General features: G+C 73.2%; 4 protein-coding genes. 2 read left to right on the top strand and 2 right to left on the bottom strand.

Annotated elements, in window-relative coordinates; genetic code table 11:
* Window positions 1–1,673 precede the first annotated feature (1,673 nt).
* A complete protein-coding gene (locus tag VF746_14810) occupies window positions 1,674–2,861 on the top strand; it encodes a pyridoxal phosphate-dependent aminotransferase (GenBank protein ID HEX8693691.1) in 1,188 nt (395 codons plus the stop codon).
* 128 nt (window positions 2,862–2,989) lie between these two features.
* Here VF746_14810 and VF746_14805 read toward each other — a convergent pair whose 3' ends face one another.
* Window positions 2,990–3,274: an MbtH family protein gene (locus VF746_14805; protein HEX8693690.1), complete on the bottom strand. Its 285-nt coding sequence runs from the start codon at window positions 3,272–3,274 to the stop codon at window positions 2,990–2,992.
* Between the two features lie 59 nt (window positions 3,275–3,333).
* Window positions 3,334–4,359 carry a TauD/TfdA family dioxygenase gene (locus tag VF746_14800; GenBank protein ID HEX8693689.1) on the bottom strand — a complete coding sequence of 342 codons (1,026 nt, stop codon included), beginning with the start codon at window positions 4,357–4,359 and terminating at the stop codon, window positions 3,334–3,336.
* Between the two features lie 810 nt (window positions 4,360–5,169).
* Between VF746_14800 and VF746_14795 the strand changes: the two genes are divergently transcribed.
* The coding region (locus VF746_14795; GenBank protein HEX8693688.1) for an amino acid adenylation domain-containing protein at window positions 5,170–13,164 on the top strand (7,995 nt) is incomplete at its 3' end.

Below are 13,164 nucleotides of genomic sequence, written 5' to 3'. Positions count from 1 at the left end.
ATCACGCGCCTGGGCCTCTCCGCGCGCGCCTACCACCGCGTGCTCAAGATCGCCCGCACCATCGCCGACCTGGACGGCGGCGGCGAGATCACCACCGCCCACGTCTCCGAGGCCATCCAGTACCGCTCGCTCGACCGCGTGTTGACCGCGTGAGGTTGTTCCCACCCTGGAGAATCTCACGTGTGAGCGCGGCAAACTCGTCGAGACACGATCTGAGGGCACCGCCCTAGACGGCGAGATGAAAAACGTCTTCCGCAGCGCCGTGCGCCGGCCTCGGGCCGCGAACGTGCCGGTGGCGACATGGGAAACCGGTCACGTTTTCTCCGTTCGACATTCGCCGCCGCGCTAGGATCTGCGGCGCGAGCGCGGACCGCCGGGGCGGGGAGACCACACTCGCAATCGAACCGAAAGCCGGATCGCGCACTCCGTGATAAGAGCCACGATGCCGCCCGCGTAGCGTTCCCCGTTTGCTCTCGCGCCCGTCCTCCGTACCAGATAACCACACCGTCGGAAAACCGTTCCCCAATCCACTGCCGGCTAGGACCTGCGGCGCGAGCGCGGTCCGCTGGGGCGGGGAGACCACGCTCGCGATCGAACCGGCAGCCAGATCGCGCACTCCGTGATGGGAGCCACAATGCCGCCCGCGTAGCGTTCCCCGTTCGCTCTCGCGCCCGCCATCCGTACTAGATAACCACACCGTCGGAAAACCGTTCCCAAAGAAAACTACGCTATGGCATGACGACCATGCGGACGAGTCCCAACCTGCGAGCACACGTGCGCTCATTCACCATGGAACCCTTGTTGGGAATGCCTCTGAAGTTGAGCGTCTTCCCCGATGATGAGGGGGACTGAAGGGTTCTCCGCCGACGCGGCTGGTCAGCTTGCCGCGATGATGAGGGGACGCGAACGCCGGAAATTCCTCAGGACCAGCGCGCGCACGGACTCTTTCTGAGGCTCGTTGGCTCCGCAGTGTGCCCGTACGAACCGCCGGGCGCGAGAGGACACAACAGAATCATTCGAACGGACGAAAGCTACTGGACGGTGAGAGGTGGAATCTCGTGCAGCATCAGGTGGGTGGCAGGTTACGAGGCGCCGGTGATCAGTGTGAGGAGGGCCTTTCTCACGGCTTCCTCATTCGGCTCGAAGATTCTCTCGATCGTAAGGATATAACGCACCGGTCTAGCGATTCCGCTATCGGTAGCGCCTGCGGTATGCTCCTCCGGTCTCCCATCGCGCGGGGATGGAGAATTCCGGTTGTTCTATGCTAACATTCGTGAGGTAAGTTGTTCAGGCAAAAACATCTCAGGGATGCCTTCCGCAGCTTTGCGTTCAGCGGTAGGGGCAGCCGGTGTAGGGGAAGCAAGTATATGTCAGCGTGCCCATATCTGCCAAATTTCATATGGGCCACCGCCGCATACTCACAGACGGCCATATCACAACGTGAACGGAGGCTGGCCCTTGCGCGCCACCGGATCGGGACATTCCACGCAAGCCGCAGGCGAGATCCTTGCCCCGCGAGGCTCCGCAGAGCATCTTTTCACGCAAACAATCGACAAGCCACCTGTGGGAGCCGCCGCGGGCCGGCGAAGTTCAGCCGTGCACCCGCGGCGCGCCGACGCGGCACTTCCGTCGCGCACGCGCACCCACGAGGACCCGCTTCCGCGCAGGTCCCCATGCCCTCTCCGGCCACCCACCTCGGCGACGTCGCGACGGCCATGTCCATCAAGTTCAACGGCATGGTCTACGAGATGAAAGCCCGGGGAGCAGACGTCATCGTCCTTTCCCTCGGCGAGGCGTTCTTCGACATCCCGCTCTTCGACTTCGCGGAGCTGCCGATTCCCGACGTCTACCACTACAACCACTCCCGGGGCAATCCCGACCTGCGTCGGCAGCTGGCCGCGTATTACGGCCGCGAGTACGACGTTCCGATCGACCCCGACGCGGAGATCGTCGTCACGGCGGGATCCAAGCTCGCCATCCACATGTCGCTGATGGCAATCCTCGACCCCGGAGACGAGGTGGTGGTGCTGGAGCCGAGCTGGGTGAGCTATCCGGACCAGGTGAGGCTCTGCCACGGCGTTCCCGTCATGGTGCCCCACCAGCGCACGGTGTTCGAGCTGGACGAGTTCATCACCCCGCGCACCAAGGCCATCGTCGTCAACAACCCGAACAACCCGTCCGGGCGCGTCATGTCGCGCCAGGAGCTGGAGCACGTGCACGCCCTGGCGGACCGGCACGACCTTTTCGTCCTCTCGGACGAGGCGTACAGCGAGTTCCTGGTCGAGGGCACCTTCGTCTCGGCCGGGGCGCTCGACCCGCAGAAGCGGCACACGATCGTGTGCAACACGATGTCGAAGAACCACGGGATGTCGGGGTGGCGCATCGGCTACGTGATCGGGAGCCGCGCGCTGATCGGGAACGTGCTCAAGATCAACCAGCACCTCCTCACCTGCCCTCCCACCATCCTGGAGCACTACCTGGTCCGGCACTTCCAGGACGTGCTGGAGATCACCCGGCCGCAGATCGCGGGCGTGGTCCGGAAGCGGCGCGAGATGGCGCGCTTCATGGAGGAGTGCGGCATCTCCACCATGCCCGGCGACGCCACCTTCTACCTCTTCGCGTCGATCGAGCCGTCCACCCTGGATTCCATCGAGTTCTGCACCCGGCTCCTGCAGGAGCACTGCGTGTGCGCGGTGCCGGGGATCGGCTACGGCGCCTCGTGCGACCGCTTCATCCGGGTGGGCGTGGGGACGGAGGACGCCGAGCGGGTGAAGGAGGGGATCCGGCGGATCCGCAGGCTGATCGATGCGACGTCGCCGGTGCTGTCCGGCTTCCGGATCGCGGCCCCCGCCCCCGCCTGAGCCGCTCGCGGCGCCTGAAAAAAGCCTCACGCAGAGACGCGGAGACGCAGAGGAACTGCAAGGATTTCTCTCTGCGTCTCTGCGTGATTCCAATCTGTTTCTGTTTGGAACCAGGACGATGGACTTGCTCAGGCTTCGCCGCCCAGGTCCAGCGGCTGGCCGTCGCTGTAGGTGAGGCGCACCGTCTCGCCGTGCGCCTCGGCGGGGCGCTCGGCGCCGCCCCGCAGGCTCAGCGGCCGCATGTCCGTCCACACCTCCTTCACGTACTCCAGGCACTCCGCCCTGGAGCCGGGCCCGCCCACCGCCTTCCAGCCCGGCGGGACCTGCCTGTCCGCCAGCCAGAGCGAGTACTGCTCCTCGTGGTTCACCAGCACGATGTACGTGCGGGTATCCTCGTTCGCTTCCGTCGGCATGTCGCGTCTCCGGTAGGGTGCGGGGTGTTGCGGGATCCGGCGGGGTGGCCGGCGCTGGCTCAGGGCTGCCCCCAGCCGGAGCCGTACGACTCGGCCATCCCCACCACCACCCTGCGCTGGCCGGTGAAGGGGGAGCGCGCGTGCGCCATCAGCATGTTGTCCAGCAGGAGCACGTCGCCCTTCTCCCAGGGGAAGACCAGCGCCTCGGCGTCGTACGCCGCGCGGACGGCGGCGAACACCTCGGGGTCGATGGGCGAGCCGTCGCCGTAGTAGGTGTTGCGCGGGAGGTTCTCCTCGCCGAACTCCTCCAGGAGGACCTCCACCACCTCCGGGTCCTGGCTGGTGACGTGGAACAGGTGCGCCTGGTTCATCCACACCTTCTCGCCGGTCACGGGGTGGACGGCCACCCCCTGGCACACCTGGCGGGTGCGCAGGTGGTCGTCGCTGATCCACTCCGCCTGGATCCCCGCCGAGCGGCAGAACTCGTCCACCTCCTCGCGCGTCTGGGCCTGGAAGACGTTCTGCCAGGGAAGGTCCATCCACGGCGTGTAGTTGCGCACGTACATCACCCCCAGCCGCTCGAAGCGGTCGCGGATCTCGGCCGGGATGCGCTCGTACACGCGGCGGCTGTCGGCGATGGGGGTCTCCCCGCCCGTCTCCGCCACGATCAGCGACAGGAAGCCGATCTTCATCGGCCAGGTGTTGGTGTAGGACATCTCCGTGTGGAACGGGATGCGCTGGTCGGCGGGGTACTCGGTGGAGGTGTAGACGTTCCCCTTCACCTGGGTGCGGGGCGAGGAGCGGTAGGTGTAGGGGAGGAGGTCGCCCGCCGTGGCCTGCATGAAGCGCTGGAACTCGTCCACGTCGTCCATGCCGAAGCCGCGGAAGAGGATGGCGCCGGCCTGGTGCAGGGTGCCCTCCAGCCACGGGCGGTTCTCGCCGGCCCAGTCGGCCAGCACCACCCCCGCCTGCGCGGGGCGCGCCACGACGGGGGCGGCGGGAAAGCCGTCCAGGCGGCCGGTCTGCACGCGGCCGTCGTGCGCCGGCGCGGCGGGAGCCTGAAGGGGCTCGTGGGCGACGCTCATCGTTTCACTCCAGGGTGGGTGAGTGCAGGTGCGGGCCCGGGCCCGCGCGTTTCGCCGTCCCGCCCCGGCTCGCGCGGGCGGTCGCGTCCCCGGTCCGGGCGTGCGTTTCGGGCCTCTTTCCTCCCCGCGGACGGCCACGCTCCCCCGGAGAGGCGACGCAAACGGCCTGCGCACATGCGCAGGCGCAACGCGAGCGGTGCGGGAAAGGCGGATGAGCTCGGCGCGGGGACCGCCGCCGCTCTCCCGTCTGCCGACGACGGGCGAGACCCATGGCCGGCCGCCGCGGACGACGAAGCGTGCCACGGGTACTCGCCTTAGCGAGCGCGCGCCCCGCGGCGACCCCGTTCCGAGCGGTATCCTCTACATTGCGGGCAAACCGCAGACACGTCAAGCACGTCGCGCGGCCGCCGGCTCCCCGCCGGCCGGCGGGAGGGGACGTACTTCCCCCGGGCGCGCCGCTCGGCGTGGCCGCCCGTCTCCGCGTCCGCGGGCGGCCGCCCGCCGCGGCGTGACGTCTGTTTGCCGCGCGCGCCCGTGAACACTGGCGCGATCCGGGTCGATTATTCATCTTAGTTCGCCAGCCGGGTGCGGCCGGCGCCGCCGGTTCCACGCGCCGCACCGTACGTTTCAGGCCGCCGCCAGCACAGAGCATTCACGTCCACGCTCGCTCCCCGTCCCCCGGTCGGGGAGAGAGCGCCGGGCGTCGCCACGCGTCGGCGGGAGCGCCGCCCGCGCGGAGCCCGCCGACGCCCGGACCGCCGGGCCGGCCGCTCCCCGTCCTCCACCACCGCGACCGTTCCCCGCTCGCACATGACCGTTCAAGCGCTGCTCGCGAAGCTCCAGGCAACGGGGATCCAGCTGCGGAAGAGCGGCGGCGGGCTGGCCGTCTCCGGCGGCCGCGAGACGCTGGACACGTCCCTCCTGCGCGAGCTGCGGGAGCACAAAGCGGCTCTCCTGGACCTGATCGACGGCGACGGCTGGTGGTCGCCCGCTCCCATCCGGCCGGAGATGCTGCCGCTGGTGGAGCTGACCCAGGCGGAGATCGACGCCGTGGTGGCGGGGGTGCCGGGCGGAGCGCGGAACGTACAGGACATCTACCCGCTGGCGCCGCTGCAGGAGGGAATCCTCTTCCACCACCTGCTGGCGGCCGAGGGGGACCCGTACCTGGGGGTGAGCCTCTACGGCTTCGACAGCCGCGAGCGCCTGGACGCGTACGTGGGGGCGTTGCAGGCGGTGGTCGACCGGCACGACATCCTGCGCACGTCGGTGGCGTGGGAGGGGCTGCGGGAGCCGGTGCAGGTGGTGTGGCGGCAGGCGCGCCTCGAGGTGGAGGAGGTGGAGCTGGACCCCGCCGGGGGCGACGCGGCGCGGCAGCTGTGGACGCGGCTCTCCCCCCGGCGCCACCGGCTGGACGTGCGCCGGGCGCCGCTGATCCGGCTGTACGCCGCGCGCGAGCCGGACGGGGAGCGCTGGGTGCTGCTGCGGCACAAGCACCACCTCGTCGGCGACCACGTGACCTTCGACGTGGTCAACGAGGAGATCCGGGCGCACCTGGAGGGGCGCGCGGACCTTCTCCCGGCGCCGCTGCCCTTCCGCGACTACGTGGCGCAGGCGCGGCTGGGGGTGAGCCGCGCCGAGCACGAGGCGTACTTCCGGGCGCTGCTGGGCGACGTGGAGGAGCCCACGGCGCCCTTCGGCCTGCTGGACGTGTGGGGCGACGGGTCGGGGATCGAGGAGGCGAGGCTCGCGGTGGACGCCTCCCTGGCGGCGCGGCTGCGCGAGCGCGCGCGGGCGCTGGGGGTGAGCGCGGCCGCCGTGTGCCACGCGGCGTGGGCGCAGGTGCTGGCGCGGGCCACGGGCCGGGGCGACGTGGTGTTCGGGACGGTGCTCTTCGGGCGGATGAGCGGGGGCGAGGGCGCCGACCGCGTGCTGGGGCCGTTCATCAACACGCTCCCGGTGCGGGTGCGGGTGGCCTCGCAGGGGGTGGAGGCGGCGGTGCTGGGGACGCACCGGCAGCTGGCGGAGCTGCTGCGGCACGAGCACGCCTCGCTGGCGCTGGCGCAGCGCTGCAGCGGCGTGGCCGCGCCGGCGCCGCTCTTCACGGCGGTGTTCAACTACCGGCACTTCGCACAGGCCGCGCAGGCGCGCGACCCGGAGGCCCGCCGGGCGCTGGCGGGGATGCGGGGGCTCGAGGGCGAGGAGCGGACGAACTACCCCGTGATGCTGTCGGTGGACGACCGCGGCGAGGCGCTGGGGCTCGCGGCGCAGGCGCCGGCGTCGGTGGGGGCCGGGCGCCTGTGCGCGATGATGCACCGGGCGCTGGAGGGCGTGGTGGAGGCGCTGGAGGCGGCGCCGGCCCGCGCGCTGGCGCGGGTGGACGTGCTCCCCGCGGCCGAGCGGCGGCGGGTGCTGGAGGAGTGGAACGCCACCGCGGCCGGGTACCCGGCCGGCGCGTGCATCCACGACCTGTTCGAGGCGCAGGCCGCGCGGAGCCCCGACGCCGTGGCGGTGGTCTCCGCGGGCGGGGCGCTGACGTACGCGGAGCTCGACGCGCGCGCGAACCGGCTGGCCCGCCACCTCCGCGAGCGGGGCGTGGGCCCCGAGGCGCGGGTGGGGCTCTGCGTGGAGCGGGGCCTGGAGATGATGGTGGGGCTGCTGGCGGTGCTCAAGGCGGGCGGGGCGTACGTCCCGCTGGACCCCGGGTACCCGGAGGAGCGGCTGCGCTACATGCTGGCCGACAGCGCTCCGGCGGTGCTGCTCACGCAGGCGTCGCTGGCGGAGCGGCTCGCGGGGATGGACGTGCCCGTGGTGGCGCTCGACGCCGACGCCGCCGCCTGGGCGGACCGCCCCGGGACCCCCCCGCCCCGCGCGGGGCTCACGCCCGACCACCTGGCGTACCTGATCTACACCTCGGGCTCCACGGGCGCGCCGAAGGGCGTGGCGATCGCGCACGGGAGCGCCGTCAACTTCCTCTCCTGGGGCGCGCGGGCCTTCGCCGGGCGGGGGCTCGAGCGGACGCTGTTCTCCACCTCGCTGAACTTCGACCTGGCGGTCTTCGAGTGCTTCGTGCCCCTGGCGGTGGGGGCCACCGTGCGGCTCGTCCGCGACGCGCTGGAGCCGGTGCACGCCGACATCGACGCCACGCTGGTGAACACGGTGCCCTCGGCGATGCAGGCGCTGGTCGACGCGGGGCGGGTCCCGCCGGGCGTGCGCACGGTGAACCTGGCGGGCGAGCCGCTCAAGCGGGCGCTGGTGGAGCGGATCTTCGCGACCACCCGGGTGGAGCGGGTGTGCAACCTGTACGGCCCGTCGGAGACCACGACCTACTCCACCTGGGTGGAGATGGGCCGGCGCGACGGCTTCGCCGCGCACGTGGGCCGGCCGATCGCGAACACGCGGGTCTACCTGCTGGACGGCGCGGGCGAGCCGGTGCCGGCGGGGGTGGTGGGCGAGCTGTACATCGGCGGCGTTGGCGTGGCGCGGGGGTACCTGGGCCGCCCCGGGCTGACGGCCGAGCGCTTCGTCCCCGACCCCTTCGGCGGCGAGCCGGGGGCGCGGCTGTACCGGACGGGCGACCTGGGGCGCTGGCTCCCGGGCGGGACGATCGAGTTCCTGGGGCGGAACGACGCCCAGGTGAAGATCCGCGGCTTCCGCGTGGAGCCGGGCGAGGTCGAGGCGCGCCTGGCCGAGCACCCGGAGGTGCGCGAGGCCGTGGTGCTGGCCCGCGAGGACGCGCCCGGGGAGAAGCGCCTGGTGGCCTACTGGGTGGGCGGCGCGGCCGAGGCCGAGACGCTGCGGGCGCACCTCTCCGCGAGCCTCCCGGAGCACATGGTGCCGGCGGCGTACGTGCGGCTGGAGGTGCTGCCGCTCACGCCGAACGGCAAGGTGGACCGCCGGGCGCTCCCGGCGCCGGAGGGGGACGCGTACGCGCGGCGCGGCTACGAGGCGCCCGTCGGGGAGGCCGAGCGGGCGCTGGCGGAGCTCTGGGCCGACGTGCTGGGCGTGGAGCGGGTGGGGCGCCGCGACCACTTCTTCGAGCTGGGCGGCCACTCGCTCCTGGCCGTGCAGGTGGTCTCGCGCGTGCGCCAGGTGCTGGGCGTGGAGGCGGCGCTGGGCGAGGTGTTCGACCGCCCGGTGCTGGCGGACTTCGCGCGGGGGCTCGAGGCGGCGGCGCGCGCGGAGCTCCCGGAGATCGAGCCGGCGGACCGGAGCGGGCGCCTGCCGCTGTCGTTCGCGCAGCGGCGGCTCTGGTTCCTGGAGCAGTTCGGGAGCGCGGGGGCGGCCTACCACCTCCCGCTGCGCCTGCGGCTGAAGGGCGAGCTGGACCGCGCGGCGCTCGGGCGCGCGCTGGACCGGATCGTGGCCCGGCACGAGGCGCTGCGCACCACCTTCTCCGCGGACGGCGGCGTGCCGGAGCAGCGGATCGCCCCGGCGGAGGAGAGCCGCTTCGCCCTGGTCGAGCACGACCTGGGCGGGCACGCCGACGCGGAGGGGGAGCTCGGACGGCTCCTGGCCGAGGAGGCGGCGGCGCCGTTCGACCTGGAGCGGGGCCCGCTGATCCGCGGGCGCCTCGTCCGCCTGGCGGCGGACGATCACGCGCTGCTCGTCACCATGCACCACGTCGTCTCCGACGGGTGGAGCATGGGGGTGCTCGCCCGCGAGCTGGGCGCCCTCTACGCCGCCTTCCGGCGCGGAGACCCCGATCCGCTCCCGCCGTTGCCGGTGCAGTACGCGGACTACGCGGCGTGGCAGCGGCGCTGGGTGGACGGCGAGGTCCTCCAGCGGCAGGCGGATTACTGGACGCAGGCGCTCGCCGGCGCCCCCGAGCTGCTGGAGCTGCCCACCGACCACCCGCGTCCCGCGCGGCAGGACCACGCCGGGGCGTCGGTCACCCTGCAGCTGGACGAGGAGTTGACGGCGGGGCTGAAGGCGCTCGGCCGCCGGCAGGGGACCACGCTGTTCATGACGCTGCTCGCCGGCTGGGCCGCGGTGCTGGCCCGCCTGTCGGAGCAGGACGACGTGGTGGTCGGCACGCCCACGGCCAGCCGCGGGCGGCGGGAGATCGAGGGGCTGATCGGCTTCTTCGTCAACACCCTCGCCGTGCGCGTGGACCTGTCGGGCTCGCCCACGGTGGCGGAGCTGCTGGGGCGGGTGAAGGCGCGCGCGCTGGAGGCGCAGCAGAACCAGGACATCCCCTTCGAGGAGGTGGTGGAGCGGGTGCAGCCGGCACGCAGCCTGGCGCACAGCCCCGTGTTCCAGGTGATGTTCGCCTGGCAGAACACGCCCGCGGGGAGGCTGGAGCTGCCGGGACTGGAGCCGGGGCCCGTGCGGGGGGAAGCGCCGGGCACGGCGAAGTTCGACCTGACGCTCACCCTCTCCGAGCGGGGCGGGAGGATCGCCGGCGGGGTGGAGTACGCCACCTCGCTCTTCGAGCGCGCCACGGTGGAGCGGTACGCCGTCTACCTGCGGCGGGTGCTGGAGGAGATGGCGGCCGACGCGGGCCGGCGGGTGGAGCGGCTGGACCTGCTCCCCGAGGCCGAACGCAGGCAGGTGGTCGAGGAGTGGAACGCCACCGACGCGGAGTATCCTCGCGAGGCGTGCCTGCACGAGCTGTTCGAGGCGCAGGCGAGGCGGAGCCCCGAGGCGGTGGCGGTGGTGCAGGACGGGCGCGCGCTGAGCTACCGGGAGCTGAACGCCCGGGCGAACCGGCTGGGGCGCCTCCTGCGCGAGCGGGGGGTGGGGCCGGGCGCGCGGGTGGCGGTGCTGATGCCGCGCTCGGTCGAGCTGGTGGCGGCCGAGCTGGCGGTCCTCAAGGCGGGCGCCGCGTACGTGCCGATCGACCCGTCGTTCCCGGCCGGGCGCATCGCCTTCATGGTGGCGGACAGCGGGTCGCGGGTCGTCCTGAGCCTGCGGGGAGAGGCGGTCCCGGACCTTCCCCCCGCGCGGAGGATCGACGTCGACGCGGTGACGGAGGGCGCGGACGACGACCTGCCCGTGCTCCTGGACGGCGGGGCGCCCGCGTACGTGATGTACACCTCGGGCTCGACGGGCGAGCCGAAGGGCGTGGTGGTCCCGCACCGGGCGGTCGCGCGGCTGGTGCTGAACGAGGGTTACGCCGGGTTCGGACCGGACGACCGCGTGGCGTTCGCCTCGAACCCTACCTTCGACGCCTCGACGCTGGAGGTCTGGGCCGCGCTGCTGAACGGCGGGCGCGTCGTGGTCGTCGCGCACGACGTGGTGCTGGATCCCGGGCGCTTCGGGGAGACGCTCGAGCGCCACGGGGTGAGCGTGCTGTGGCTGACGGTGGGGCTCTTCAACCAGTACGCGGCAGAGCTTGCGGAGCCGCTCGGGCGGCTGCGCTGCCTGATCGTGGGCGGCGACCGGCTGGACCCGGCCGTGATCGGGCGCGTGCTGCGCTCCAGGCCGCCCGGGCGCCTCCTCAACGGATACGGCCCCACCGAGACGACGACGTTCGCCCTCACCCACCGGATCGAGGGCGTGGCGGACGACGCGCGCGGCATCCCGCTGGGCCGGCCGGTCTCCAACACGCGGGTCTACGTCCTGGACCGCCGGGGAGGGCCGGTGCCGGTGGGTGTGGCCGGGGAGCTGTACGTCGGCGGGGCGGGGGTGGCGCACGGGTACCTGAACCGCCCCGGGCTCACGGCGGAGCGCTTCGTCCCCGACCCCTTCGGCGGGCCGGGGGAGCGGCTGTACCGCACCGGCGACCGGTGCCGCTGGCTGGCGGACGGGACGATCGAGTTCCTGGGGAGGAACGACTTCCAGGTGAAGGTGCGCGGCTTCCGCATCGAGCCGGGGGAGGTCGAGGCGCGCCTGGCCGAGCACCCGGAGGTGCGCGAGGCGGTGGTGCTGGCGCGCGAGGACGCGCCCGGGGAGAAGCGCCTGGTGGCCTACTGGGTGGGGGGCGCGCTCGAGGCCGAGGCGCTGCGGGCGCACCTCGCGGCGAAGCTGCCGGAGTACATGGTGCCGGCGGCGTACGTGCGGCTGGAGGCGCTGCCGCTCACGCCCAACGGGAAGGTGGACCGCCGGGCGCTCCCCGCTCCCGGGGGCGAGGCGTACGCGGCGCGCGCCTACGAGGCGCCGGCCGGGGAGGCCGAGCAGGCGCTGGCGGAGGTCTGGGCCGACGTGCTGGGCGTGGAGCGGGTGGGGCGCCGCGACCACTTCTTCGAGCTGGGCGGGCACTCGCTCCTGGCGGTGCAGGTGGTCTCGCGCGTGCGCCGCGTGCTGGGCGCCGAGGTGGCGCTCGGCGACCTCTTCGCGCGGCCGGTGCTGGCGGACTTCGCGCGGGGCGTGGAAGCGGCCGCGCGGGCGGAGCTGCCGGAGATCGAGCCGGCGGACCGCGAGGGGCGCCTGCCGCTGTCGTTCGCGCAGCAGCGGCTCTGGTTCCTGGAGCAGCTGGGAGACGCGGGAGCGGCCTACCACATCCCCGCGCGCCTGCGCTTGAAGGGCGAGCTGGACCGCGCGGCGCTGGCGCGCGCGCTGGACCGGATCGTGGCCCGGCACGAGGCGCTGCGCACCACCTTCTCCGCGGACGGCGGCGTGCCGGCGCAGCGGATCGCCCCGGCGGAGGAGAGCCGCTTCGCCCTCGTCGAGCACGACCTGGGCGGGCACGCCGACGCGGAGGGGGAGCTCGGACGGCTCCTGGCCGAGGAGGAGGCGGCGCCGTTCGACCTGGAGCGCGGCCCGCTGATCCGCGGGCGGCTGGTGCGGCTGGCGGCGGATGACCACGTGCTGCTCGTCACCATGCACCACGTCGTCTCCGACGGGTGGAGCATGGGGGTGCTCACCCGCGAGCTGGGCGCCCTCTACGCCGCCTTCCGCCGCGGAGACCCCGATCCGCTCCCGCCGCTGCCGGTGCAGTACGCGGACTACGCGGCGTGGCAGCGGCGCTGGGTGGACGGCGAGGTCCTCCGGCGGCAGGGGGACTACTGGACGGAGACGCTCGCCGGCGCCCCCGAGCTGCTGGAGCTGCCCACCGACCACCCGCGTCCCGCGCGGCAGGACCACGCCGGGGCGTCGGCCGCGCTGGAGCTGGACGAGGCGCTCACGGCGGGGCTCAAGGCGCTCGGCCGCCGGCACGGGACCACGCTGTTCATGACGCTGCTCGCCGGCTGGGCCACGGTGCTCGGCCGGCTCTCGGGGCAGCGGGACGTGGTGGTCGGCACGCCCACGGCCAACCGGGGCCGGCGGGAGATCGAGGGGCTGATCGGCTTCTTCGTCAACACCCTGGCCGTGCGCGTGGACCTGTCGGGCTCGCCCACGGTGGCGGAGCTGCTGGAGCGGGTGAAGGCGCGCGCGCTGGAGGCGCAGCAGAACCAGGACATTCCCTTCGAGCAGGTGGTGGAGCGGGTGCAGCCGGCGCGCAGCCTGGCGCACGCCCCCGTGTTCCAGGTGATGTTCGCGTGGCAGAACGCGCCGGGGGACCGGCTGGAGCTCCCCGGGCTGGAGCTGGCGCCCGTGCGGGGTGCGTCGCGGGGCACGGCGAAGTTCGACCTGACGCTCACCCTCTCCGAGCGGGGCGGGCGGGTCGTCGGCGGGGTGGAGTACGCGACGGCGCTCTTCGCGCAGGCCACGGTGGAGCGCTGGCTCGGCTACCTGCGGCGGGTGCTGGAGGAGATGGCGGCCGACGCGGACCGGCGGGTGGAGCGGCTGGACGTGCTGCCGGAGTCCGAGCGGCGGCGGGTGGTGGAGGAGTGGAACGCGACGGAGGCCGCGTACCCGCGCGAAGCGTGCGCGCACGAGCTGTTCGAGGCGCAGGTGGAGCGGGCGCCGGACGCGGTGGCGGTC

The organism is Longimicrobium sp. (assembly GCA_036389795.1).
Taxonomy (GTDB): domain Bacteria; phylum Gemmatimonadota; class Gemmatimonadetes; order Longimicrobiales; family Longimicrobiaceae; genus Longimicrobium.
The sequence above is the reverse complement of the archived record's forward strand: the minus strand, read 5'-3'. Positions and strand labels throughout refer to the sequence as shown.

What these genes read in the sequence shown, in the direction of transcription:
- VF746_14810 (HEX8693691.1), top strand. Translation starts at nt 1,674, where the DNA reads ATGCCCTCTCCGGCCACCCACCTCGGCGACGTCGCGACGGCCATGTCC.
- VF746_14805 (HEX8693690.1), bottom strand. Translation starts at nt 3,274, where the DNA reads ATGCCGACGGAAGCGAACGAGGATACCCGCACGTACATCGTGCTGGTG.
- VF746_14800 (HEX8693689.1), bottom strand. Translation starts at nt 4,359, where the DNA reads ATGAGCGTCGCCCACGAGCCCCTTCAGGCTCCCGCCGCGCCGGCGCAC.